Origin of the sequence: Streptomyces bottropensis ATCC 25435, from assembly GCF_000383595.1 — a bacterium.
Taxonomy (GTDB): domain Bacteria; phylum Actinomycetota; class Actinomycetes; order Streptomycetales; family Streptomycetaceae; genus Streptomyces; species Streptomyces bottropensis.
Window position 1 is genome coordinate 956829 of record NZ_KB911581.1, and the last position, 25255, is coordinate 982083.

General features: G+C 72.0%; 21 protein-coding genes. 13 read left to right on the forward strand and 8 right to left on the reverse strand.

The window, feature by feature from the left end:
- The first annotated feature begins 7 nt into the window (after nt 1-7).
- Nucleotides 8-2347, forward strand: a complete 2340-nt coding sequence (locus STRBO_RS0104320; protein WP_005481347.1) for a tetratricopeptide repeat protein — start codon at nt 8-10, stop codon at nt 2345-2347.
- Nucleotides 2337-3026 carry a hypothetical protein gene (locus STRBO_RS0104325; protein ID WP_005481346.1) on the forward strand — a complete coding sequence of 230 codons (690 nt, stop codon included), beginning with the start codon at nt 2337-2339 and terminating at the stop codon, nt 3024-3026. The genes STRBO_RS0104320 and STRBO_RS0104325 overlap by 11 nt, the downstream gene beginning before the upstream one ends.
- Before the next feature lie 106 nt (nt 3027-3132).
- Here the strand turns inward: STRBO_RS0104325 and STRBO_RS0104330 are convergent, their stop codons facing one another.
- The 3 genes from STRBO_RS0104330 to STRBO_RS0104340 all read right to left on the reverse strand — a co-directional run bounded on the left by STRBO_RS0104330 (nt 3133) and on the right by STRBO_RS0104340 (nt 6445).
- Nucleotides 3133-4101 carry a M28 family metallopeptidase gene (locus tag STRBO_RS0104330; RefSeq protein ID WP_005481345.1) on the reverse strand — a complete coding sequence of 323 codons (969 nt, stop codon included), beginning with the start codon at nt 4099-4101 and terminating at the stop codon, nt 3133-3135.
- Nucleotides 4102-4219: 118 nt separating this feature from the next.
- Nucleotides 4220-5179, reverse strand: coding sequence for an EamA family transporter RarD (gene rarD / locus STRBO_RS0104335; RefSeq protein WP_005481344.1), 960 nt, complete (start codon nt 5177-5179; stop codon nt 4220-4222).
- Between the two features lie 411 nt (nt 5180-5590).
- A complete protein-coding gene (locus STRBO_RS0104340) occupies nt 5591-6445 on the reverse strand; it encodes an SDR family oxidoreductase (protein ID WP_005481343.1) in 855 nt (284 codons plus the stop codon).
- 92 nt (nt 6446-6537) lie between these two features.
- Here STRBO_RS0104340 and STRBO_RS0104345 point away from each other — a divergent pair, with 92 nt between their 5' ends.
- On the forward strand, nt 6538-6954 hold the full coding sequence (locus STRBO_RS0104345) for a winged helix-turn-helix transcriptional regulator (protein WP_020113837.1): 417 nt from the start codon (nt 6538-6540) through the stop codon (nt 6952-6954).
- Nucleotides 6955-7003: 49 nt separating this feature from the next.
- On the opposite strand, the gene STRBO_RS0104350 is transcribed toward STRBO_RS0104345, so the two are convergent.
- The 5 genes from STRBO_RS0104350 to STRBO_RS0104370 all read right to left on the reverse strand — a co-directional run bounded on the left by STRBO_RS0104350 (nt 7004) and on the right by STRBO_RS0104370 (nt 14415).
- A complete protein-coding gene (locus tag STRBO_RS0104350; protein ID WP_005481339.1) occupies nt 7004-8092 on the reverse strand; it encodes a 2-oxoacid:ferredoxin oxidoreductase subunit beta in 1089 nt (362 codons plus the stop codon).
- On the reverse strand, nt 8085-10022 hold the full coding sequence (locus STRBO_RS0104355) for a 2-oxoacid:acceptor oxidoreductase subunit alpha (protein ID WP_020113838.1): 1938 nt from the start codon (nt 10020-10022) through the stop codon (nt 8085-8087). Before STRBO_RS0104355 ends, STRBO_RS0104350 begins: the two co-directional genes overlap by 8 nt.
- 331 nt (nt 10023-10353) lie before the next feature.
- Nucleotides 10354-11013, reverse strand: a complete 660-nt coding sequence (locus STRBO_RS0104360) for a response regulator transcription factor (protein ID WP_020113839.1) — start codon at nt 11011-11013, stop codon at nt 10354-10356.
- Between the two features lie 452 nt (nt 11014-11465).
- Complete coding sequence (locus STRBO_RS0104365) at nt 11466-12797, reverse strand: sensor histidine kinase (protein WP_028796458.1); 1332 nt, start codon at nt 12795-12797, stop codon at nt 11466-11468.
- A 382-nt stretch (nt 12798-13179) separates the two neighbouring features.
- Nucleotides 13180-14415, reverse strand: a complete 1236-nt coding sequence (locus tag STRBO_RS0104370; RefSeq protein WP_020113840.1) for a sensor histidine kinase — start codon at nt 14413-14415, stop codon at nt 13180-13182.
- Between the two features lie 298 nt (nt 14416-14713).
- Here STRBO_RS0104370 and STRBO_RS44405 point away from each other — a divergent pair, with 298 nt between their 5' ends.
- The 10 genes from STRBO_RS44405 to STRBO_RS0104420 are packed head-to-tail and all read left to right on the forward strand — an operon-like array spanning nt 14714 to nt 25217.
- Nucleotides 14714-15133, forward strand: a complete 420-nt coding sequence (locus tag STRBO_RS44405) for an NADH-quinone oxidoreductase subunit A (protein ID WP_005481333.1) — start codon at nt 14714-14716, stop codon at nt 15131-15133.
- Nucleotides 15124-15888, forward strand: coding sequence for an NADH-quinone oxidoreductase subunit B (locus STRBO_RS0104380; RefSeq protein WP_020113841.1), 765 nt, complete (start codon nt 15124-15126; stop codon nt 15886-15888). The genes STRBO_RS44405 and STRBO_RS0104380 overlap by 10 nt, the downstream gene beginning before the upstream one ends.
- The gene (locus tag STRBO_RS0104385; protein WP_005481330.1) at nt 15885-17354 is read left to right on the forward strand and encodes an NADH-quinone oxidoreductase subunit C; all 1470 of its coding nucleotides are present in this window, start codon (nt 15885-15887) and stop codon (nt 17352-17354) included. The genes STRBO_RS0104380 and STRBO_RS0104385 overlap by 4 nt, the downstream gene beginning before the upstream one ends.
- Nucleotides 17351-18319 (forward strand): complex I subunit 1/NuoH family protein, encoded by a 969-nt coding sequence (locus tag STRBO_RS0104390; RefSeq protein ID WP_005481328.1) that lies wholly within the window; start codon nt 17351-17353, stop codon nt 18317-18319. The genes STRBO_RS0104385 and STRBO_RS0104390 overlap by 4 nt, the downstream gene beginning before the upstream one ends.
- 2 nt (nt 18320-18321) lie before the next feature.
- Nucleotides 18322-18915, forward strand: coding sequence for a NuoI/complex I 23 kDa subunit family protein (locus STRBO_RS0104395; RefSeq protein ID WP_005481327.1), 594 nt, complete (start codon nt 18322-18324; stop codon nt 18913-18915).
- Entirely contained in the window at nt 18912-19631 is a 720-nt protein-coding gene (locus tag STRBO_RS0104400; RefSeq protein WP_005481325.1) for an NADH-quinone oxidoreductase subunit J family protein, read from the forward strand. The genes STRBO_RS0104395 and STRBO_RS0104400 overlap by 4 nt, the downstream gene beginning before the upstream one ends.
- The gene (nuoK, locus tag STRBO_RS0104405; RefSeq protein WP_005481324.1) at nt 19631-20059 is read left to right on the forward strand and encodes an NADH-quinone oxidoreductase subunit NuoK; all 429 of its coding nucleotides are present in this window, start codon (nt 19631-19633) and stop codon (nt 20057-20059) included. The genes STRBO_RS0104400 and nuoK overlap by 1 nt, the downstream gene beginning before the upstream one ends.
- Nucleotides 20056-22050, forward strand: a complete 1995-nt coding sequence (locus tag STRBO_RS0104410) for an NADH-quinone oxidoreductase subunit 5 family protein (RefSeq protein WP_005481321.1) — start codon at nt 20056-20058, stop codon at nt 22048-22050. Before nuoK ends, STRBO_RS0104410 begins: the two co-directional genes overlap by 4 nt.
- Nucleotides 22051-22056: 6 nt before the next feature.
- Nucleotides 22057-23640: a complex I subunit 4 family protein gene (locus STRBO_RS0104415; RefSeq protein WP_005481320.1), complete on the forward strand. Its 1584-nt coding sequence runs from the start codon at nt 22057-22059 to the stop codon at nt 23638-23640.
- Complete coding sequence (locus tag STRBO_RS0104420; protein WP_028796459.1) at nt 23637-25217, forward strand: NADH-quinone oxidoreductase subunit N; 1581 nt, start codon at nt 23637-23639, stop codon at nt 25215-25217. Before STRBO_RS0104415 ends, STRBO_RS0104420 begins: the two co-directional genes overlap by 4 nt.
- The last annotated feature ends 38 nt before the right edge of the window (nt 25218-25255 follow it).

Consider the following 25255-nt stretch of genomic DNA (forward strand, 5'->3'; position numbering starts at 1 on the left):
GGGAACGATGACTCGACTCAGCCGCGAACAGAAGCGGGAACTCAAGCGCGCGGGACGTGCGCCGGCCGGGCTCACCCCGATCGACGTCCGCGTCTGCGCCGAGACCGGTGCGACGGTCGGCGGCATGCCGGTGCCCCCGGCCGCGGGGGAGTCCCTCCAGAGCGCCGCTCTCGGCTACCTCCACCGCCTGGCCCTCGCCACCGGACACCCCGTCCTCGCCACCGTCCACGACGAACGCATCGGCTACGTCGTCCCCCTCCAGGTCCACGTCGACGGCTCCAGCCACTACGCCGGGGAACCCGTGCGGGTGGGCGAGCCGAGGGGGTTCGCGGAAGCGGTCGCGGCCGGGAACCCGCACCGGGCCGCGCCGGAGCCGTCCGAGCAGCCGGCCCCCGCGCAGCCCCCGCGCCGGGACAGGTCGACGCATGTACTGCGCGCGGTACCGGAGTCGGCGGCCGCCCAGCCGGAACTGCCGCTCGGGCAGGCCCAGTTGCCGCACCCCGCAGGCCAGACATCGCACGCACAGCCACGACCGGCGGCGGCCCACTCCCCTCACCAGGCGCAGCCGGAGCCGCCACGGCAGCCGGAGCCGGACGTACACGCGCGGCAGCGGGCGGACGTGCGGCCGGAGGCTCAGCCCCAGGCCCCGGTCCAGGCACAGCCCCAGTGGCAGGCGCCGGCGGGCCCGGACCGTTCGGGGCACCCCGGGCCGGACCCGCAGTCGCCCGCCCCCGCGCCACCGAAGCGCGAGCCCCGGACGCTCCCGCTGTCGGCGGCGAAGCCCGCCCCCACAGCACCCCCGCACGCGCCGGAGCCGACCGCCGCCGAGGCGACGTCCGACCGGTCCCCGGCGGCGCCCACGGCCCCGCAGGCGAAGCGCGAGCCCCGGACGATGCCGCTCACGGCCGCGAAGGAGAAGCGGGACGAGCCGGTGAAGCCGGTGCCGGGCGGGGTAGCGCCCTCGACGTTCGTGCTGCGCGCGGTGCCGGAGCCGACGGAAGGCCCCTTGGCCCGCCCGCAGGCCCAGGCACAGGCCCAGGCACAGGCGCAGGCGCAGGCCCAGCCACCCCGCACGCCCGACCTCCCGCTGACCCTGGCGGGCATCCCGGCGAACCCGGACAGCACTCCTGCCGCACCCGAGCCCACCCACGAGGCCGCACCGGCCACCGGTACCGTCTCGCCCCCGACGGGCGAGTTCGGCCCGGTCATGGATATGGATGCGGATCTGTCGGCGCCCCCGACGGGTACGACCGCCACCTCCTGGCACCCGGACCAGGCCAGCATCACCCCGCCGACCACCTCGCCGACCACTCCGCGGCCGGCCCCGGCCTCCCTGGAGCCGCAGCCGTGGCCTCCGGGCCAGAGCCCGGCACCCGTGGGTGACGTGACGCGGGCGCCGGACGCCGGAACGGCGCCCGAGCGGATCCCCGCGCCCCCGGAGCCGCAGCCCTGGACACCGGAGCAGCGCCCCGCCCCCGACGCCCTGGCGTCCCCGGAACCGGGCCAGGCCTCGCCGGACCCGCTGCCCTGGCCTGCGGCGCCGGTCGACGACCCCTCCCCGGAGCCGGCGTACGAGCCGTCCGCGCCCAGGGACTCCGTGCCGGATTCGGCGCCCGCCTCGCTGGAGCCCCAGCCCTGGCCGCCGACACCGCCTCCGCTGCCGCCCCACGCGCAAGCGTCCGCTCCCGCTCCCGCCACCGAGTCCGCGCCACCCGCGCCGGCCCCTGCTCAGGAGTCGGCGACCGACGCCTACTCCGCTCCTGAGTGGCGGGTGCTGGAGGAGGACAGTGCCCCGAAGCCCGCCCCCGTGCGGGAGTTCGACCTGGTGGCCGAGGCGGTGCTGGAGACGCCGGAGGACGGTGATTCGACGTCACCGTTCGCGGAGCCCCTGTCCCACATCAACGAGGCGGTGAAGCTGGGCCGTATCCAGGAGGCCGCGGAGATGGCCGAGCAGACCGTCGCCCAGGCGACCGTGGCGCTGGGCCCGCACCACCCCGAGGTGCTGAAGCTCCGCGAGCTGACCGCCTACATCGCCTACCTGGCCGGCGACGCCCTCCGTTCCTTCCACCTCTCCCTCGACCTGGCGGGTCTGCGCCACCGGCTGCGCGACGAGCGTGCCGCGTACGGCAACATCCAGAGCGCGGCGGCCGCCTGGCGCGCGGTCCGTGACCCGCTCCAGGGCCTGCACCTGGGCCGCGACCTGATCGCCGTCTGGACCGACCTCGCCGCCGACGCGGGGCCCGCCGCCGACGACCTGGAGCAACTGGAGAAGGCCCGCACCCGGATGACCCGCCTCACCGAACGGGCCCGCGTCCTCGACTCAGCCCCCTACGCCCATGGCCAGTGACCTCACCGGCAACCACCACGACAGGGGACCCGCCGGGGCCGGCGCCACGCGGCCGGCCCCTCCCCGCCCTCCGGACACGCCGCGCGATCCGGCCGTCGCCCGGCGCTCCCAGGCGGCCCACCACCGCTCCCCGCACCCGTCGTCCCCCGAGCGCCCCAGTCCTCGCCCCCGCGTCGCGGTCACCTTCAACGAGCTGACCGGCACGATGAGTTGGCGCACCCTCGACCGATCGTCGCCCGCACCCGGCGCCCAGGACGGCAACCCCCGCACCCCGCACCGCCGTACGCCCGAGACGGCCCCCTGGAGTGCCCGCGCCGCGGCCCTGCGCTCCGCCGGCCTGGACCCGTCCCGGGCCTCCGGGCAGGGCGCCGCCCCGATTCCGACGCACCCCGGGACCGTACGGTCCGCCCTGAGCGTCGACATCACGGCGCTCACCCCGGAGGGCCGGCGGAGTCATCTGGCCCGGCTCGGTGCCCTGCGTTCCGAAGCGGCCGCCGGTCTCGCCGAGAGCGGCCGCATGCCCACGGCGGTCGCGTCCCGCCTCAGGTCGGCGAGCGCGGCCCCGGCCCACACCCACGCCCTGACGACACGGCACACCGCGACCGCGACCCGCCCACCGTCCTACGCGCCCACCCGCTCGGGCACCCCCGGCGCACCCACTCACCAGCCGCGACGCTGACCCGCCCCGGTCGCGCGATCACCACGCACCCGGCCCGGGCCCGGCCACGGCGCTCCCCGCCGACCGGCCGACCCCGGGCATGGACCACCTCTGACCCTGCCTCGGACTACTCCGACAGCTCCCACACCGCGTACGCCAGCGCGTCGCTGTTCCGGTCGAGCGCCGTGTCGTTGATGTTGGACGTGGTGTCGCAGGACGAGTGGTAGCAGCGGTCGAAGGCCTGGCCGGACGTACCGCCCCACTTGGTGACCTGCGCGGCGGTCTTGGCGCGGCTGGCTCCCGTGAAGAGGCCGCCGACGGGGACACCCGCGCTCTTGAAGGGCGCGTGGTCGGAGCGGCCGTCGCCCTCGGTCTCGATCTCGGTCGGGACGCCGATCCCCGTGAAGTAGTCCTTGAAGGTCTGCTCGATGACGGGGTCGTCGTCGTAGACGAAGTACCCGGGGTTCGGCGAGCCGATCATGTCGAAGTTCAGGTAGCCGCTGATCCGGCCCCGGTTAGCCGAGGACAGGTTGTTGACGTAGTAGCGGGAGCCGACGAGACCCAGCTCCTCCGCGCCCCACCAGGCGAACCGCAGGTGCTTCGTGGGCTGGTAGTTCGAGCGGGACACGGCCAGCGCGGCCTCCAGCACGGCGGCGGAGCCCGAGCCGTTGTCGTTGATACCGGCACCGGTGGTGACGCTGTCCAAGTGTGAACCGGCCATGACAACCTGGTTCGTGTTGCCGCCGGGCCAGTCCGCTATCAGGTTGTAGCCGGTGCGGCCGCCGGACGTGAAGGACTGCGTGGTGGTGACGAAGCCCGCCGCGTCGAGCTTGCCCTTCACGTAGTTCAGCGACGCGGTGTAGCCGGCCCGTCCGTGGGCTCTGTTGCCGCCGTTGGCCGTGGCGATGGACTGGAGCTGGGCCAGGTGGGCCTTGACGTTGGCCACGGGGAGGTCGGGTGCGGCGGCGAGCGCCGCCTCGGGGGCGGGAGCCGCCCCGGCCATGGACCCGGTGGCGATCAGCGTGACCGCCGCGACGGCGGCGGCGAGGGTGGTGCGTCCTGCGGTGCGTCCTGCGGCTGGAACGGAGAGCTTCATAGTGGGGGCTCCGAATTCCATGGGTTCGCTCCGGACGACACTGTTGATGTGTCCATGGCGAATCCGGTGAATGAGGTGCCTGGATGGTGCGGGTGGGACTGACTCTCCGTCAAGGGCGCTATTTGGCCAGCGGGGCACGCGTCTCGGACACCTCGGCGACGGTGGTCAGCTCCTCCAGCCGCCTGCGCGCCGTGCGCGCCGTCCGCAGCGCGTCCCAGGTCAGCAGCGACAGCGCGAGCCACACCAGCGCGAATCCGGCCCACCGCTCGGGCGGCATCGCCTCACCGAAGTAGACGACCCCCAGCAGGAACTGGAACACCGGCGCCAGATACTGCAGCAGCCCCAGCGTGGACAGCGGCACCCGGATCGCGGCCGCCCCGAAGCAGACGAGCGGCAGCGCGGTCACCAGCCCGGTCGCGGCGAGGAGCAGCGCGTGCCCCGTCCCGTGCGAGCCGAAGGTGACGTCCCCGCGCGACCCCAGCCACAGCAGGTAGGCCAGCGCGGGCAGGAACTGGATCGCGGTCTCCGCGGCGAGCGACTCGACGCCGCCCAGGTTGACCTTCTTCTTCACCAGCCCGTACGTGGCGAAGGAGAAGGCGAGGCACAGCGAGATCCACGGCGGTCGCCCGTATCCGACGGTGAGGACGAGGACAGCCGCGAAGCCGACGCCGACCGCCGTCCACTGCACGGGCCGCAGTCGTTCCTTCAGCAGCAGGACGCCGATGGCGATCGTGACGAGCGGGTTGATGAAGTACCCGAGGGAGGCCTCGACCACCTGGTGGGCGTTCACGGCCCAGATGTACACACCCCAGTTGACGGTGATCACCGCCGCCGCGACCGTGACCAGGGCGAGCTTGCGCGGCTGCCGCAGCAGTTCGCCGGCCCAGGACCAGCGTCGCAGCACCAGCAGGGCGACACCGACGACCGCGAGGGACCAGACCATGCGGTGGGCGAGTATCTCCACCGCGCCGGAGGGCTTCAGCAGCGGCCAGAAAAGCGGGACGATCCCCCACATCCCGTACGCGGCGAAGCCGTTCAGCAGCCCTATCCGGTGTTCGCCCCTCGACTGCGCCGCCACGGCCCCTCCTTCTCACAGGCCGCACCACCGCGACCCCAAGCCCTGACGAAGGTAACGCCGACCAGCCCCGGCTGTCATGCCCGTATCGGCATACGGTCATGACAGCCGGGGGTGGTCCCCGAGGGGGAGTCCGGGGCTTGGGTCAGGGGCCCGGGGCCGGGACTCGTGTCCGGGAGTCGGGCCCGGGACTCGTGTCCGGGGCGGCGCGGCCCGGGCGCTCGTGCTGGGGATCGGGAGAGTGCTCGGTCGTGAGCCGCCCTGCCCGGTCCGGAGTCGGAGGGCCGGTCCACGATCCGGGGTCCGAGGTCCGGTCCGAGGTCCGGTCCGAGGTCCGGTCCGAGGTCCGCTACGGCGGTCCGGTACGAGGTCCGGTATGCGGTCCGAGGGCCGATCCGCGGGCGGGGGCCGGGTTCAGCCCTTCAGCGCCGCCGCGATCGAGTCCGAGATCGGTGTGGTCGGGCGGCCGATGAGACGGGAGAGGTCGCCGGAGGAGACGGTCAGCTCGCCCTTCTCGATGGACGCGTCCACGCCCGCGAGGACCGCGGCGAAGCCCTCGGGGAGCCCGGCGCCGGTGAGGATGCCGACCAGGACATCGCCGGAGACGGGGTTGTTCGCGATCTCCTTGCCGGTCTGACCGCTCACCTCGGCCGCGTACTCGGCGAAGCTCCAGGCGGTGTCGCCGCCCAGCTCGTACGTCTGGTTCTCGTGGCCCTCGCCGGTCAGCACGGCGACCGCGGCGGCGGCGTAGTCCGCGCGGGCGGCCGAGGAGACCCGGCCCTCGCCGGCGGCGTGCGTGACGGCGCTGTACTCCAGCACCGGTCCGAGCTGCTCGGTGTAGTTCTCGTTGTACCAGCCGTTGCGCAGCAGGGTGTACGGCAGACCGGAGGCGAGCAGCGCCTCCTCGGTGGCCCGGTGGTCGTTCGCGAGGGCGGCCGTCAGGCTGCCCGGCGCGCTGGTGTAGGCGAGGAGGGCGACCCCGGCCGCCTTGGCGGCGTCGATCGCGACCTGGTGCTGGGCGGGGCGGTCCTTGTCCACCTCGCTGCCCGAGATAAGCAGCACCTTGTCACCGGCGGCGAACAGGCCGTCGAAGGTCTCGGGGGTGTTGTAGTCGGCGACGGCGATCTTCACGCCGCGCGCCGCGAAACCCGCGGCCTTCTCCTCGCTGCGGACGACGGCCGTGATCTGCTCGGCCGGAACCTTCTCCAGCAGCCCTTCGACGACGAACTTGCCGAGGTGGCCGGTCGCTCCGGTGACGACGATGCTCATGGTGAAACTCCTCCAGTGGGGCGGGGTGCTTCACTAACCCTAGGGGGTGCGCTAACTCTGCGAAAGTACCCACTTTGAAGTAAGGTACTGGCATGGCCGTAAGTAAGGTGTCGAAGCAGCCCGCGATCATGGACGACATGAACGGCGAGGGCCTCTGCCCCCACCGCCTCGTCCTGGAGCACGTCACCAGCCGCTGGGGCGTCCTCGTCCTGATCGCACTGCTGGAGCGGTCCTACCGGTTCAGCGAGCTGCGCCGGGCCATCGGCCGCGTCAGCGAGAAGATGCTGACCCAGACCCTCCAGGCCCTGGAACGCGACGGGCTCGTCCACCGCGACGCCAAGCCCGTCATCCCGCCCCGCGTCGACTACTCCCTCACCGACCTCGGCCGCGAGGCGGCCGAACAGGTCCGCGCCCTCGCGAGCTGGACCAAGGACCGCATGGACGAGGTGCAGACGGCCCGCCGGACGTACGACGAGGCCCGACAGGCATACGACGAGGCCCGGGCCTGAACCCGACCCGGGCCTGCGCGCTCGACTGTTCACCCTCAGCCGTCCGTCCTCAGCCGACGACGGTCCAGGTGTCCTTGCCGGTCAGGAGTGCGGCGAGGTCGCCTTTGCCGTGCTGGTCGATGGCGGTGTCGAGTTGGTCGGCCATCTGGGTGTCGTAGACGGGTCGTCGGACGGAGCGCAGGACGCCGATGGGGGTGTGGTGGAGGGTGTCGGGGTCGGCGAGGCGGGAGAGGGCGAAGGCGGTCGTCGGGGACGCCGCGTGGGCGTCGTGCACCAGGACCCGCGATTCGTTCTCGGGCGTGACCGTGACGACCCGCAGATCACCGGTCTTCTCGTCGCGTACGACCCCTCGCGTGTGGTCCGCCCCGAACCGGATCTGTTCGCCGTGCTCCAGTCGGATCAGGGCCTCTTCCGCCTGTTGCCGGTCTTTGAGGGCGTCGAAGGCGCCGTCGTTGAAGATGTTGCAGTTCTGGTAGATCTCGACGAGGGCGGTGCCGGGGTGGGCGGCGGCCTGGCGCAGGACGTCGGTGAGGTGTTTGCGGTCGGAGTCGATGGTGCGGGCGACGAAGGAGGCTTCGGCTCCGATGGCGAGGGAGACGGGGTTGAAGGGGGCGTCGAGGGAGCCCATGGGTGTGGATTTGGTGATTTTGCCGGTTTCGGAGGTGGGGCTGTACTGGCCTTTGGTGAGGCCGTAGATGCGGTTGTTGAAGAGGAGGATTTTGAGGTTGACGTTGCGGCGCAGGGCGTGGATGAGGTGGTTGCCGCCGATGGAGAGGGCGTCGCCGTCGCCGGTGACGACCCAGACGGACAGGTCGCGTCGTGAGGTGGCGAGTCCGGTGGCGATGGCGGGGGCGCGGCCGTGGATGGAGTGCATCCCGTAGGTGTCCATGTAGTACGGGAAGCGGGAGGAGCAGCCGATGCCGGAGACGAAGACGATGTTCTCCTTGGCCAGGCCGAGTTCGGGCATGAAGCCCTGGACGGCGGCGAGGATCGCGTAGTCACCGCAGCCGGGGCACCAGCGCACCTCCTGATCCGACTTGAAGTCCTTCATGGACTGCCGGGCCGTGGCCTTGGGCACGAGGGTCAGCGCCTCGATCGTGCCGCCCGTGCCCGCGCCTTCCGTGGACCTCTCAGCCATCGATGGCCTCCTTGAGCGCCGTGGCGAGCTGCTCCGCCTTGAACGGCATGCCGTTCACCTGGTTGTACGAGTGGGCGTCGACGAGGTATTTCGCCCGGATGAGGAGGGCGAGTTGGCCGAGGTTCATCTCGGGGACCACGACCTTGTCGTAGCGCTTCAGTACTTCGCCGAGGTTTTTGGGGAAGGGGTTGAGGTGGCGCAGGTGTGCCTGCGCGATGGATTCCCCGGCGGTGCGCAGCTGTCGGACGGCCGCGGTGATGGGGCCGTAGGTGGATCCCCAGCCCAGGACCAGGGTGTCGGCCCGCTGCGGGTCGTCGACCTCGATGTCGGGCACGTCGATGCCGTCGGTCTTGGCCTGGCGGGTGCGGACCATGAGGTCGTGGTTGGCGGGGTCGTAGGAGATGTTGCCGGTGCCGTCCTGTTTCTCGATGCCGCCGATGCGGTGCTGGAGGCCGGGGGTGCCGGGGACGGCCCAGGGGCGGGCGAGGGTGTGGGGGTCGCGTTTGTAGGGCCAGAACACCTCGGTGCCGTCGTCGAGGGTGTGGTTGGGTCCCTGGGCGAACTGGACGGTCAGGTCGGGCAGTTCGTCGGTGTCGGGGATGCGCCAGGGTTCGGAGCCGTTGGCGAGGTAGCCGTCGCTGAGGAGGAAGACGGGGGTGCGGTAGGTGAGCGCGATCCGGGCGGCCTCAATCGCGGCGTCGAAGCAGTCGGCCGGTGTCCTGGGTGCCACGACGGGTACGGGGGCTTCGCCGTTGCGGCCGAACATGGCCTGGAGGAGGTCGGCCTGTTCGGTCTTGGTGGGCAGGCCGGTGGAGGGTCCGCCGCGCTGGATGGCGACGACGAGCAGGGGCAGTTCCAGGGAGACGGCGAGGCCGATGGTCTCCGATTTCAGTGCGACGCCGGGGCCGGAGGTGGTGGTGACGGCGAGTGATCCGCCGAAGGCGGCGCCGAGTGCGGCGCCGATGGCGGCGATCTCGTCCTCGGCCTGGAAGGTGCGGACGCCGAAGTTTTTGTGGCGGGAGAGTTCGTGGAGGATGTCGGAGGCGGGGGTGATGGGGTAGGAGCCGAGGTAGAGGGGCAGGTCGGCCTGGCGGGAGGCGGCGATGAGGCCCAGGGACAGGGCGAGGTTGCCGCTGATGTTGCGGTAGGTGCCGGGGGGGAAGGCGGTGGTGGCGGGGGCGACTTCGTAGCTGACGGCGAAGTCCTCGGTGGTCTCGCCGAAGTTCCAGCCGGCGCGGAACGCGGCGAGGTTGGCGGCCGCGATTGCGGGTTTTTTGGCGAATTTGGCGGCCAGGAACTTTTCGGTGCCTTCGGTGGGCCGGTGGTACATCCAGGACAGCAGTCCCAGCGCGAACATGTTCTTGCTGCGTTCGGCTTCCTTGCGGCTGAGGTCGAAGGTTTTGAGGGCTTCGACGGTCAGGGTGGTCAGGGGGACGGGGTGGACGTTGTAGCCGTCCAGTTGGCCGTCGTCCAGGGGGCTGGTGGTGTAGCCGACTTTTTGCAGGGCGCGTCTGGTGAATTCGTCGGTGTTGACGATGATCTCGGCGCCGCGGGGCAGGTCGGCGATGTTGGCCTTGAGTGCGGCGGGGTTCATCGCGACGAGGACGTCGGGGGCGTCGCCGGGGGTGAGGATGTCGTGGTCGGCGAAGTGCAGCTGGAAGCTGGAGACGCCGGGCAGGGTGCCGGCGGGGGCGCGGATCTCGGCGGGGAAGTTCGGCAGGGTGGAGAGGTCGTTGCCGAACGACGCCGTCTCGGAGGTGAACCGGTCACCCGTGAGCTGCATCCCGTCACCGGAATCCCCGGCGAACCGGATGATCACCCGATCGAGTCGGCGGACGTCCTTCGTCCCCGCCGGTTTGCGCTGTTCTCTCAGTTCTCCCAGAGCGGCCTCGTCGGCCTGCTCCGCTGGGCTGCTGACCTGGCTGGTCACTGAACTGGACCTCCCTCGGGGCGGCTGTCCGGGAACGGCCGTCCCGCCGGCCCTCCCAAGACCAACCCTACGTCGGCGAGGATGACCTTCCCTCGCTCTTTCGCCTGATGGACGCTGTTTTGAGACCGCCGAACGCCCTGACTTGTCATGATTTACCCACCCGTGTCACTTCCTTGGAAGACGCGCGCCGCCGGTCGGCGGTTCTCGATCCGAGCGAAGGAGGGTGGGGTGGAGTCGGCGACGGCGAGGTTGACGAGGATGGGGCGAGGAGGGACGAGAACAGAATGAGGAGGAACGAGGAGAGCGGACCTTCTGACACGGTGTCAGAGGATCACGAATTGAGGTAGGTGAGCACCGCCAGAACACGCCGGTGGTCCCCGTCGCTCGGGGACAGCCCGAGCTTCAGGAAGATGTTGCTGACGTGCTTCTCGACGGCTCCGTCGCTGACGACCAGCTGCCGGGCGATCGCCGAGTTGGTCCGCCCCTCCGCCATCAGCCCCAGCACCTCCCGCTCCCGAGGGGTGAGCCCCGCGAGCACGTGCTGTTTCCGGCTCCGCCCGAGCAGCTGCGCGACCACCTCCGGGTCCAGCGCCGTGCCGCCCCGCGCCACCCGGACCACCGCGTCCACGAACTCCCTGACCTCGGCGACCCGGTCCTTCAGCAAATACCCCACGCCGCGACTGGACCCCGCGAGCAGTTCGGTGGCGTAGCGCTCCTCCACGTACTGGGACAGGACGAGAACCCCCAGTTCAGGGTGCTGCTTCCGCAGCTGTACGGCGGCCCGTACGCCTTCGTCGGTGTGGGTCGGAGGCATCCGTACGTCCGCCACGACCACGTCCGGGAGGTCGTCCTGGGCCGCGAACTCCGTGATCGTCTTGATCAGGGCGTTCCCGTCCCCGACCCCCGCCACGACATCGTGGCCCCGGTCGGTCAGCAGCCGCGTCAGCCCCTCCCGCAACAGCACCGAATCCTCGGCGATGACCACCCGCACCCTGTCCTCCACGCCTCGTCCCCCCACGACACCCACCCCGACCGGCCCATGCTCCGGGCCCGCCCTGTACGACAGCCCCCAGCATTTCAGCATCGGAACCGCCGGGCACCGCGCAGACGAGAAATTCAGGACAGGAACGGCCGACGAACTGGCCGAATGGCGCGGTCGCCCTGCGCGCCGGGGGCTCAGTCGGCGCGGGTGGAGGGGGTGGGGGGAGGGGTGAGGAGGGGGTGAGGGAGGCAGCACGGAGGCGCGTCCAAGGGCGAACCCCTTGGACGCGCCGGTCGAGACCCGTCTTCCGTGGGACGGCGGTGGGCGGTTGTCCGAACCGTTAGCCTGCCGCTCTCCGCCTGCTCCTCGCCCTAGCCGTGAGATCCCCGCCAACAGATCCCCGCCAACAGATCCCCGCCGTCAGATCCCAGTTGTGGGACCTTCGTTGTGGGATTTCCGCGTCAGACCGTTCGCCAGGGCAGCTCCGCCGTCACCCGGGTCGGGCCGCCGGCGGGGGAGTCGACGACCAGGATGCCGTCGACCGCCCCGATCCGCTCGGCGAGCCCCGCCAGGCCGGAACCGCGCCCGGTGTCGGCGCCGCCCACGCCGTCGTCGGCGACCTGGAGCATCAGCCGGTTCTCGACCTTCCACACATCCACGGTCGCCCGCGAGGCCCCCGCGTGCTTGCTGACGTTCTGCAGCAGCTCGGAGACGGTGAAGTACGCGATGCCCTCGATCGCCGGCACCGGCCGTGCCGGGAGGTCCACGTCCACCACCACCGGTACCGCGCACCGGGAGGCGACCGACGACAGCGCCGCGTCGAGCCCCCGGTCTGTCAGCACGGCCGGATGGATGCCTCGCGCGAGATCCCGCAGCTCCTGGAGCGCCGTCTTCACCTCACCGTGCGCCGAGTCCACCATCACCGCCGCCGCGCGGGGATCCTCGGCCAGCTTCTCCTTCGCCAGTCCCAGGTCCATGGCCAGCGCGACCAGCCGGGCCTGCGCCCCGTCGTGCAGATCCCGCTCGATCCGCCGCAGGTCAGCGGCGGCCGTGTCGACGACGACCCCCCGGTCCGACTCCAGCTCCACGACCCGCGCGCCCAGCCGCGACGGCCCGAGCAGCGCGCCCACCATCACCCGGTCGACCGTCGTCAGCCCGCGCACGATCCATGGCGAGGCCATCGTGAAGAGCAGTCCGACCAGCGCGGTCACGGTCACCTCGAACGGGTTGTCGAGATACACGGAGTGCGTCTCGTCCCCGTACAGCTGCAACCCGTCCTGCCCGGCCCACACGGGGAACACCCAGAACCACAGGGGGTACGTCAGCAGCGCCCACCCGTACGTCCAGAAGGTCACCGCCACCACGAAGGAGAACACCGACCACGGGAACTGGATCACCGCGTACAACAGCTGCCGCCACGACGACCCGCTGCGCAGCACGGCGCCCATCCACGCCATCGCCCCGCGCCCCTTGGGCCGCAACGGCTCCGGCGCGGACACCTCCACCCCGAGCAGCGCCCGCGCCCGCGCCCGCTCCAGCGCGCCGAACCCCCGGCACCCGGCCAGCCCCGCCGCCAGCACCGGGACCCCGAGGAACGTGATCAGCAGCCCCGCGCCGACCGACACCATCGTCACGGCGTACGTGAACAGCAGGATCCCGACGGGCAGCCCCAGCAGCACATACCCGAACTCCCGCCAGCTGCGCGCCTCGATCGGCGCCCGCAGCCCGGCCGGCATCCGATGCCGCCGCTCCTCGCCCCAACTCCCGTACCCGTCCCCGTACTCCGTGGCCATCACCGTCGCCCGCCTTCACTGATCCCGCACTCCCGATGTCGTACACCCACCCTGCTCGCCCCACACCCCCCGCACCATGGAGCGAGTCACCGTCTCGACAGGGGGGTTTTCCCCACCCCCACGACCCGCCACGGCGGGAAGGCGTGCTTTCAGGGGCGCGGGGAACTGCGCGAACACCCCCACGCTCCGTCGCCCGCGCACGCACAGGAGCCGCTACGGCGGGGAGGCGTGCCGTTCAGGGGCGCGGGGAACTGCGCGATCACCCCCACGCTCCGCCGCTCGTGCACGCACAGGAGCCGCTACGGCGGGGAGGCGTGCTTTTAGGGGCGCGGGGAACTGCGCGAACACCCCCTACCACCCGATCCCCGACCACATACCCCCGCTAACCGCCGGTGGCACCCCGCCCACGCCAAGGCAACTCCGCCGTCACAGTCGTAGGCCCCCCCACCGGCGACTCGATCACGAACACCCCGTCAACCGCGTCGATCCGCTCCGCCAGCCCGGCGATCCCACTGCCCCCATCAAGCCGCGCACCCCCACACCCGTCGTCCCACACCTGGATCAGCAGCCGTTCGTCGGACCGCCACACATCCACCGAGGCAGCCCTCGCCCCACTGTGCTTACTGATGTTCTGCAGCAACTCGGACACGGTGAAGTACGCGATCCCCTCGATCGCGGCGGCAGGCCGCGCGGGCAGATCGACGCTCACCTTCACCGGCGCGGCACACCGCGAGGCGACCGACGACAGCGCCGCGTCGAGCCCCCGGTCCGTCAGCACCGCGGGATGAATCCCCCGCGCCAGATCCCGAAGCTCCTGCAACGCCAGCTTCACCTCACCATGCGCCTCCTCCACCATCGAGGCGGCCGCGTCGGGGTCCTCCAGCAGCTTTTCCTTGGCGAGCCCGAGCCCCATCGCCAGATTCACCAGCCGCGCCTGCGCCCCGTCGTGCAGGTCCCGCTCGATCCGCCGCATGTCGGCCGCGGCCGTGTCGACCACGACCCCCCGGTCGGACTCCAGCTCCGCGATCCGCCGCTCCAGCTCGTCGGACGGCGACAGCAGCGACCGCACCATCACCCGGTCCACGTTCGTCAGCCCCCGCACGATGTACGGCAGCACCGGCCACGCCACGAACAACCCCGTGAGGGTGATGACGAACGTCGTCACGGCCCACGGCATCCGGATCAGCTCGTACAGCATCGAACGCCAGCCGACGGGATCCTTCACGCTCATCCACACCTGCGCGAAGAACCCCTCGTCCGCCCGCCGCCCGCTCCCACGGAACGGCAGCGGACTCGGCTCGTCCACCCCCACCCGCAGCAGCGCCCGCGCCCGTATCCGCTCCAGCCTCCCCAGCTGCCGGGCCCCCATCAACGCGGCGGCCAGCAGCGGAAAACCGATCACGGTCAACGTCAGGAAGGCACTGGTGAACAGCACCGTCGTCACGTACACGAACCCGAGCAGCGCGAACGGCAGGTTCGCCAGCAGATGCGCGATCTCCCGCCACGTCTGCGCCCCGAAGGCGAACTGCGCCGGCGGCAGCGGCTCGGACGGCGTCTGACTGGAGGGCAGCGGACGACCGTACGGCCGCCCGGAGCCGGAGGATGGGGATGCGGTCATGCCCACCACCCTGCCCGCCCGCGCGGACCCCGCGCCATGAGGCGGACCGCCCCGGCCGCCCTGGGGAAAACCCCACCCCACCCCGTCCTGCCCATGTCGCCCTCTCTCCTTTCGCCGCGCACCGCCCTGTCCCACCCGGGCCGGACCGCACTCGGGAGTGCCGACCTGTGATGGGCTGCTTACGGTCTCTTTAGCAGGGCCTAGACTCCCGTGCGTACAGATCGTCGAACAGCGAAGTACGTACGGCGTCCGCATCACGTACGTACGAATCGCCTGGCCAGGGGAGCGAGGGACGGACGTGCCGGAACCGACCGTCGCCGTAACGGCGCAGCCGACCGTCGCCGTAGCGGCGGACTACTTCCAGTCCTACTCGGTGGTCGGGCTGCTCGCCGCCGTGGGCGTGCTCTTCGTCGCCGTCGCCTTCGGCGCGGGACGCCTGCTGCGGCCGGACGTGCCCACCCGGGAGAAGCTTCTGACGTACGAGTGCGGCGTCGACCCCGTCGGCGAGGGCTGGGCCCACACCCAGGTCCGTTACTACGTCTACGCCTTCCTCTACGTCATCTTCGCCATCGATTCGATCTTCCTCTTCCCCTGGGCGACGGTGTTCGCGGACCCCGGCTACGGCGCGACGACCCTCGTCGAGATGTTCGTCTTCCTCGGTTTCCTCGCCGTGGGCCTGCTCTACGCATACAAGAAGGGGGTCCTGACATGGACGTGACCCCGGAAACGAACGCGCGGCACACGCATCCCCAGCAAACGCGTCCGCCGCAGCCGAACCCGCCGCAGCCGAACCCGTCGGAGCCGCCGGACACGCCGGGGCCCGTCCTCCTCCCGGAGCCGAAGCGGCTGGGCGCCCTCGCCCGTCTCGCCCCGGAGCCGATGAAGGTGATCCTCAACTGGGGCCGCCGCTACTCCCTCTGGGTCTTCAACTTCGGCCTCGCCTGCTGCGCGATCGAGTTCATCGCCGCCTCCATGGCCCGCCACGACTTCATCCGTCTCGGCGTGATCCCGTTCGCGCCGGGCCCGCGCCAGGCCGACCTGATGGTGGTCTCGGGCACGGTCACGGACAAGATGGCCCCGGCGGTGAAGCGCCTGTACGAGCAGATGCCGGAGCCGAAGTACGTCATCTCCTTCGGCGCGTGCAGCAACTGCGGCGGCCCCTACTGGGACTCCTACTCCGTCACCAAGGGCGTCGACCAGATCATCCCCGTCGACGTCTACGTCCCCGGCTGCCCGCCCCGCCCCGAGGCCCTGCTCCAGGGCATCCTGAAACTCCAGGAGAAGATCGCCCGGGAGTCCCTGGGGGAGCGGTACGGCCACGGCGGCGGCCCCGGCACGACGACCAGCCCGGCGGCGGGGTCCCGCCCCTCCCCGGCGGCCCTGCAGAGCGGCCTGGTGAAGCCGCCCGCCGCCGCGACCGATACCGAAGCGGCTCCCGGCGGCGCCACCGGAGTGGAAGTGGGAGACAAGTGACCGGCTGGCTGCCCGCCCCCGCCGAGGAACTCTTCGGCCCGGAGGCCACGGCCGAGGAGTCGTACAGCGTCCTCACCGTGGACGTCCCGCCCGCATCCTGGACCGAGGCGCTGCGCACGGCCCGCACCACCCTGGGCTGCACCTATTTCGACTGGCTGAGCGCGGTCGACGAACCGGGCACGGGCTTCCGCGTGGCGGCGCACGTGGTGGCCCTGGCCCCGGTCCGCCGCTTGCTCCTGCGCACGACGGTCCCCCACGAGTCCCCGGTCCTGCCGACCGCCGTCGACGTCTACGCCGGCGCGGCCTGGCACGAACGCGAGACCCACGAAATGTTCGGCGTCCGCTTCGAGGGCCACCCCGCCCTGGACCACCTCCTCCTCCCGGAGAACTTCGAGGGCCACCCCCTCCGCAAAGACTTCGTCCTCGCCGCCCGCGTGGCCAAGGCCTGGCCCGGGGCCAAGGAGCCCGGGGAGCCTGCGGCGGGCGCGGCACACGGCGGCCCCAAGCGCCGCCAGATGCTTCCCCCGGGCGTGCCCGACCCCAACGAATGGGGCCCCCTCAAGGGCCAACTCCCCCCGGCCCCGACCCGCCCGACCCGAGGCGCGGCCCCGCGAGCAGCCGGCGACCGCCCGCCCCGCCGCACCCGCACCGCGGCCGAGGCCGCAGCCGACCAGCCGACTCCCGGTCCGGCACCGGACGCGGGCGCCGGCGCCACGACGCCGCGCCGCGCCCGCACGGCAGCGGAGAGTTCGGCGAGCCAAACGCCCACCGGCCAGACGCCCACCGACCACACGCCCACCGACCACACGCCCGCCGGTCCGGCGCCGGACGCGAGCGGTAGTCCCACGGCCCCGCGCCGCGCCCGGAGCGTGAGCGAGGGCTCTGCCACGCAGCGCACCCAGCCACAGAGCCGGCCCGCCTCGCCGGAGCCGGCCACACCTGAGAGCCGGGCCGCCTCCGATCAGCAGCGCCCCTCCGACCCCGCGACCGCCCCCGCCAAGCCGACGTCCCCCGCCGGACCGCGCCGCGCCCGCAGCTCGTCAGGAGGCTCGGCGAGTCAGCGCGACGCGACCCCGGACGACACACCCGGCACCGCCGAGCCCTCGCCGCAGCCGGGCCCCACCCGGCCCGCCTCCCGCAGCACGGACGCCCCTTGGCACCACGCCCGCCCGGCTTTCGACGAGCCGAAGCCGAAGTCGGAGCCGGAGCCCAAGCCCGAGCGCGAATCCGAGTCCACCTCGCAGCCCGAGCCCACCCCGCACCCTGAGCCCACCTCGCAGCCCGAGCCCACCCCGCACCCCGAGCCGCAGCAACCCGAGTCGCCCGGCACACCCCCGGACGACGACGCACCCGCGGATGACGACGCACCCGCGGATGACGACGCACCCGCGGACAACGGCACCCCCACCGAAGTCACCCCCCGCGACACCCCTGACCCCGAACGCCCCCCGGGAGGCTCGCAGTGAATGACGCTCTGGACGTCGCCCTGCGACTCCTCGTCGTCTTCGTCGTCTTCCTCACCTTCCCCCTGATCATCGGCCAGACCGAACACAAGGTGATGGCCCACATGCAGGGCCGCCTCGGCCCCATGTACGCCGGCGGCTTCCACGGCTGGGCCCAACTCGTCGCGGACGGCGTCAAGTTCGCCCAGAAGGAAGACATCGTCCCGGCCGGCGCCGACCGCCGCGTCTTCCAGCTCGCCCCCGCCGTGGCCCTCCTCCCGTACCTCCTCGTCCTCCTCGCCATCCCGATCGGCCCCGGCGAGGGCGCCGTCGGCGAGGTCATCGACGCCGGTGTCTTCTTCGTCCTCGCGGTGATGGGCGTCGGAGTCCTCGGCTCCCTCATGGCCGGCTGGGCGTCCGCCAACAAGTTCTCCCTCCTCGGCGGCCTCCGCACCGCCGCCCAGCTCCTCGCGTACGAACTCCCGATGCTGCTCACCGCCGCCTCCGTGGCGATGGCGGCCGGCACGGTCTCCCTCGTCGGCATCCTCGACGCCTTCGAGTGGTGGTGGCTCCCCTGGCAGATCGTCGGCGCGATCGTCTTCTTCGTCGCCGGTCTCGCCGAACTCCAGCGCCCGCCCTTCGACATGCCCGTCGCCGACTCGGAGATCATCTTCGGCGCCTACACCGAGTACACCGGCCTCCGCTTCGCCCTGTTCCTCCTCGCCGAGTACGCCGGCATCGTCGTCCTGTGCGGCCTGACCACCGTCCTCTTCCTCGGCGGCTGGCACGGCCCCTGGGGTGCCGACGGCCTCGGCTGGGTCTGGACCCTCCTGAAGGCCGCCGTCCTCGCCTTCGTCGTCATCTGGCTCCGCGTGACCTACCCCCGGCTGCGCGAGGACCAGCTCCAGAAGCTCTCCTGGACCCTTCTCGTCCCCCTCTCCCTCGCCCAGATCGCCCTCACCGGCGTCGTCAAGGTGGTGATCCGGTAGCCATGGCCCCCATTCCCGGTAGTGGCCTCGCGAAGGGCCTGGCCGTCACCCTGCGCACGATGACGAGGAAGACCGTCACCGAGCAGTACCCGGACGTCCAGCCCGAACTCCCGCCCCGCACCCGCGGCGTCATCGGGCTCTTCGAGGAGAACTGCACGGTCTGCATGCTGTGCGCCCGAGAGTGCCCGGACTGGTGCATCTACATCGACTCCCACAAGGAGACGGTCCCGCCCGCCGCCCCCGGCGGCCGCGAACGCAGCCGCAACGTCCTCGACCGCTTCGCCATCGACTTCTCCCTCTGCATGTACTGCGGTATCTGCATCGAGGTCTGCCCCTTCGACGCCCTCTTCTGGTCCCCGGAGTTCGAGTACGCCGAGACCGACATCCACGAACTCACCCACGAGCGCGACAAGCTCCGCGAGTGGATGTGGACCGTCCCCTCGCCACCGCCCCTCGACCCCTCGGCCGAGGAACCCAAGGAACTGGCCGCAGCCCGCAAGACCGCCGAAAAGCTGGCCACCGCCCAGGCCACCGAGACGGGCCGGGCCGCAAGGACCGAGAACCCCGAATCGCCGACCGCAGGGGGAGACGCGTGAGCCTCGCCTCAGCCGCCGCCGTCACCACGACGCACCCCGCCCTGGCCTCCACCACCCTGGCCGCCGTCGAGACCCGCGGCTTCCTCTCCCCGACCGGGGTCGAGATCGCCTTCCTCCTCGTGGGTCTGGTCACCTTCGGCGCCGCGATCGTCACCGTCACCACCCGGCAGCTCGTGCACGCCGCCCTGTGGCTGGTGGTGGCCCTCGGCGGGCTCGCCGTCGAGTACCTCCTGCTCACCGCCGAGTTCATCGCCTGGGTGCAGGTCCTCATCTACGTCGGTTCCGTCGTCGTCCTCCTCCTTTTCGGTCTGATGCTCACCAAGGCCCCCATCGGCCGCTCCCCGGACGCCGACTCCGGCAACCGCTGGGCCGCCCTCACCGTGGCCCTCGCCTCGGCCGCCGCCCTCGTCTGGGTCGTCGTCGACGCCTTCCGCACCATCTGGATCGACCTCGACGGCCCCGCCGCCGGCTCCACCGAGGCCACCGGCGAGAGCCTCTTCCAGCACTGGGTCCTCCCCTTCGAGGCCCTCTCCGTCCTCCTGCTCGCCGCCCTGGTCGGCGCGATCGTCCTCTCCCGCAAGGCGAAGCAGGACCCCCCGACCCCGGCCCGCACCCCTCGCCCCCGCACCGCCGACGGCACCCGCAGCGGCACCGGCAAGGGCACTGGCACCCCCACCGGCAAGGGCACCCCCACCGGCGACGGAGGCGTCCGCTGATGCACCTCGCCTACCCCGCCGTACTCTCCGCCCTCCTCTTCTGCACGGGCCTCTACGGCGTCCTCGCCCGCCGCAACGCGATCCTCGTCCTGATGTCCGTCGAGCTGATGCTCAACGCCGTCAACCTCAACCTCGTCGCCTTCGACGTCTGGCTGAGCAAGGCTGCCGAGGAGACCCTGCACTCCGGCCAGGCCCTGACCCTCTTCACGATCACCATCGCCGCCGCCGAGATCGGCATCGGCCTGGCGATCGTCCTCGCCGTCCACCGCAACCGGGGCACCGCCGACATCGACAGACTCCGCGACACCGCCGAGCCCCCCACGGACTCCGACGACCCCGACGACCCCGACGACCCCGCCCGGGAACCACGCCGACCCGGTCAGCCCGGCGGCCCCGAGCGGAGCGAGAAGGCTGAGGCCACCCCGTGACCACGACCACTCTCGCCGTCCTCGTCCCCCTCCTCCCGTTCCTCGGCGCCGCGACCGGCCTCCTCCTCGGCCGCACCGCCCCCGGCTTCGTCCGCCCCCTCGCCGTCCTGCCCACCCTCACGGCCTTCGCCCTCGCCGTGCTGGTCGCCGTACGCCAGGGCGGCGACGCCCCGGTCGACGCGGCCACCCAGCTCACCCCCACCGGCTCGGTCCCCGTCGAACTCGCCCTGTACATCGACGGCTTCGCCGCCCTGGTCGCCGTCCTGGTGGGCCTGGTCGCGACCTGTGTGCAGATCTACTCGACGGGCTATCTCCGCGACGACCCGCGCTACCCCTCCTACGCCGCTCTCGTCTCCCTCTTCACCTCCGCCATGCTCCTCGTCGTCTACTCCGGAGACCTGATGGTGCTCCTGGTCGGCTGGGAGATCATGGGCATCTGCTCGTACTTCCTGGTCGGCCACTACTGGGAGACCCCGGAGGCCCGCGCCGCCTCCCTCAAGGCCTTCCTGGTCACCAAGCTCGGCGACGTCCCCTTCCTGATCGGTCTGTTCGCCCTCGCCACCGACGCCGGCTCCTTCCGCATCACCCGGATCCTGGCCACCGTCACCGAAGACGGCCTCGACCACCCGACGCTGATCGCCCTCCTGCTCCTCGCCGGTGTCGCGGGCAAGTCGGCCCAGTTCCCGCTGCACACCTGGCTCCCCGACGCGATGGCGGGCCCGACGCCCGTCTCCGCGCTGATCCACGCCGCGACGATGGTCGCCGCCGGTGTCTACTTCGTCGCCCGCCTCCTGCCGGTCTTCGCCGCCTCCTCGGCGGCTCTGGTCGTCCTCGCCGTCATGGCCGCGGTGACCATGACCGGCTCGGCCCTCGCCGCGCTCGCCCAGGACGACATCAAGCGCGTCCTCGCCTACTCGACGATGGGCCAGCTCGGCTACATGACCGGCGCCCTCGCCGTCGGCGACCGGGGTGCCGCCGTCTTCCACCTCATCTCCCACGGCGCCTTCAAGGCGCTGCTGTTCCTCGCGGCCGGCGTGATCATCCACGCCGCCGGCACCAACTCCCTGGCCGCCATGTCCCGCATGAGCCACCTGCCCGCCCGGGTCCCCGACGCCTTCTGGACGATGACCGTGGCGCTGCTCGCCCTCGCCGCGATCCCGCCCTTCAGCGGCTTCTTCTCCAAGGAGTCCGTCCTCGGAGCCGCCGAGCACGCCGCCGGCGGCCACACCCAGCCCGTCCCCGGCGCCGCCGGCTGGACGGTCCTGGTCGCCGGTGTCGCCACGGCCCTGCTCACCGCCGCGTACGCGACCCGTCTGTGGCTGCTCGCCTTCCACGGCAAGGGCACCGAGGCCCCCGACCACGGCCGGCAGCCCCGCACGATGACCGTCGTGCTGTGGGTGCTCGCCGTCCCCTCCCTCGCCCTCGGCGGGCTCGCCTACGGCAGGCTCCCCGACTGGTTCGACGGCGACGGCCTGGCCCCCACCCTGACCACGTCCGTCCTCGGCACGGGCGCCGCCCTGATCGGCGCCCTGGTGACATACGCGGCCTGGCGCTCCACCAGGGCCGAGGCCGCCCGCGTCCCCCTGGGCGCCGTCGCGGCCCATCCGGACGCGGACGCCGGCACGGTCGAGGCGGAGGCCATCGCCGGCCACACCCCGGCCTACGGGGACGTGGCCTCGGCGCCCGACCCGGCGGACCCGGGCCGCCGCCTGCTCGGCCCGCTGCACCGCCACGCCGCCGCCGGCTTCCACCTCGACGCCGTCTACGCGGTTCTCTTCGTCCGCCCGGTCCAGGCCGGCGCTCGTCTCGTCCGGTTCCTCGACCGCGAGGTCGTCGACACCTACGTCAACGGCGCGGGCGCCCTGCCCCGCCTGCTGGGCACGGCCGTACGCCGGGCGCAGACCGGCAACATCCAGACCTATGTGAGCGCGCTGCTCGCCGGCACCGTCGTCCTGGTGGTCGCCGCCCTCGTCGTCGCCACGGGAGCGTGAGCAGGCGTGATCGATATCAACGAGTCCGTGATGCAGGTCCTTCTGGCGTTGATCGTCGTCGGCCCGCTCATCGGTGCCGCCGCCGCTCTCCTGCCGGCCCCACCCGGGCTGAAGGGGAAGTCGCCCGAGCAGGCCGTGCTCCGCCACGGGATCGTGGTGACCGGCGCGGTCCTCATCGCCGCGATCGTCCTCGCGCTCGGCTTCGACCACGACCAGCCGTCGAAGATGCAGGCCAGTACGGACATCAGCTGGATCCCGGCACTCGACGTGCGCATCCACCTCGGCATCGACGGCATCTCCCTCCCCCTTCTGGTCCTGACCGCGCTGCTGACCTTCCTCTGCGCGCTCTACTCCTACTTCAAGATGCCCGCGGGCCCCTCCCCGAAGGCCTTCGTCGCACTGGTGCTCGTCCTGGAGTCCGGCACCCTCGCGACCTTCGCCGTCCTCGACCTGCTGCTGTTCTTCCTCGCGTTCGAGATGGTGCTCATCCCGATGTACTTCCTCATCGCCCGCTGGGGCGGTGAGCAACGCACCCGAGCCGCTTGGAAGTTCATCCTCTACACCCTGCTCGGTTCCGTGGTCATGCTGCTGGGCCTGCTCCTGATCGGACTCAGGGCGGGCACCTTCGACATACTGGCACTCACCACTGACAATCACCCCGAACTGACCACATCCGTGCAGGTCGTCGCCGCTTTGTCCATCGGGATCGGGCTCGCCGTCAAGACCCCGATGTGGCCGCTGCACAGCTGGCTGCCGGACGCCCACACCGCCGCCCCGACGGTCGGCTCGGTCCTCCTGGCCGGCGTCCTGCTGAAGATGGGCACGTACGGGTTCGTACGCATCCTGCTGCCCATCACCCCGGACGGGTTCCGCACCTTCGCGCCCTACCTCGCCGCCTTCGCGGTCGTCGGCATCATCTACGGCTCGCTCGCCTGCCTCGCCCTCGCCAGGCAGGGCGCGAAGGGCGACCTCAAGCGCCTCATCGCGTACTCCTCCGTCGGCCACATGGGCTTCGTGCTCCTCGGCATCGCCACGATGACCCCGACCGGCGTGAACGGCGCGCTGTTCGCCAACATCGCCCACGGCCTCATCACCGGCCTGCTGTTCTTCCTGGTCGGCGCCCTCAAGGACCGCACCGGCACCACCGACCTCGACACCCTCGCGCGGGAGACCGGCGCCGCCCTCTACGGCAGGGCCCCGCGCCTCGGCGGCCTGCTCGCCTTCGCCGCCGTCGCCTCCCTCGGACTGCCCGGACTCGCCGGGTTCTGGGGCGAGATGCTGGCGCTGTTCGGCGCGTTCGAGCCCGCAGATGGCCTCAGCCGCCCGGCCTTCCTCACCTTCATGACGATCGCCGCGTTCGGCACGCTCCTCACCGCCGCGTACCTACTGATCGTGGTCCGCCGGGTCTGCATGGGCGCCGTGCCGCAGGACCCGCAGGACGGGCCGCGGCTCGCGGACGTACAGACGTACGAGTTCGCGGCCTGGACCCCGCTCGTCGCCCTCACCGTCCTCGCCGGCCTCTGGCCCGCGGCCCTCCTCGGTCTGACCGACCCGGCCGTACAGCAGCTCCTCGCAGGAGGCACCCGTTGAGCCCCTTGGCCCAGCCGCCGGTCCAGGCCCAGGTCCAGACCCTGGCCGAGTCCGTCGTCCAGTCCGTCGACTGGCTCGCGATCGCGCCGCCCACGATCGCCGCGGTCGTCGGCCTCGCCGTACTCGTCGCCGACCTGTTCGTGGGCGACACCAGGAAGGCGGCGCTCGGCTGGACCTCGGTCGCGGGCCTCACGGCCTCGCTGCTGGCCCTGCTGCCGCTCCTGGACGGTGACCGCGCCACCTTCTGTCTGACCGGCGCCCCGGACGTCTGCAGCTACACCGCGGACCGCTTCACCCTCGTCGTCCAGTTCCTCGTGCTCGGCGGCGCGCTCCTCACCGCCCTGCTGTCGCTGACGGCCCTGAACGACGACAAGAAGGCCCTGCCCGCCGGGGAGTTCTGGTTCCTGCTGCTGTCGTCCGCCGCGGGCGCCGCGCTCCTGCCCGCCTCCCGCGACCTCGCCACGCTCGTCGTCGCCCTGGAGGTCGCCTCGCTGCCCGCCTTCGCGCTCGTCGGCATCCGGCTCGGCGACAGGCGTTCCTCCGAGGCCGCCCTGAAGTTCTTCCTGTCGTCCGTCACCGCCACCGCCGTCAGCCTGCTCGGCATCAGCTTCGTCTACGCCACGACCGGCACCCTGTACCTCACGGAGATCGCCGACCGCATCCAGAACGTCGACGCCCAGCTGCACACCATCACCCAGGCCGGCGTCGTCCTCACCCTCATCGGCTTCGCCTTCAAGACCGCCGCGGTCCCCTTCCACTTCTGGGTCCCCGACACCTACGTCGGCGCCCCCCTGCCGGTGGCGGCCTACCTGTCCGTCGTCGGCAAGGCGGTCGGCTTCTCCGGGCTCATCCTGATCACGGTCGTCGCCCTCCCGTCGTACGCCGACGTCTGGGGCCCCGCCCTCGTCGCCCTGGCCGCCCTCACCATGACCGTCGGCAACCTCGGCGCGCTCGGACAGCGCTCCACGCGCGCGTACAGCGCGGTCCGGCTGCTCGCCTGGTCCTCCGTCGGCCAGGCCGGCTACCTCCTCGTCCCGATCGCGGCGGCCGCGTACGCGGACGGCACCGACGACGCGCAGAAGGCCGTCGGCTCGACGGTCGCGTACGCCCTGATGTACGCGGTGGTGAACCTGGGCGCCTTCGCCGTGGCCGCCCTGGTCGGCCGTACGAAGACCCTGAACCGCGTCAGCGACTACCGGGGCCTCTACGCGTCCCGCCCCCTCACCGCCCTGCTCCTGGCCTTCTTCCTGCTCTGCCTCGCGGGACTGCCGCCGGGCGTCATCGGCCTGTTCGCCAAGGTCACCGTCTTCTCGGCGGCCGTCGACGCGGGCCTCGGCTGGCTCGCCGTCGTGATGGCCGTCAACGTGGTGATCGCCCTCTTCTACTACCTCCGGTGGACGGCGCTGCTGTTCCGCACGCGCGCGGACGAGACCGAGGGCGCGACGGCCGGTGAACCCCTCCCGCACCGCGTCCCGGCGCCCCTGACCGCCGCCCTCGCCCTCACCGGAATCGTCGGCATCGCGCTGTCCGGCGCGCCCCAGCTCGTCCTGCGCTTCGCCGGCATCGGTCTCTTCTGACCGGACCGCCCACCCGGACGGCCCAGCGGCCGGGCCGC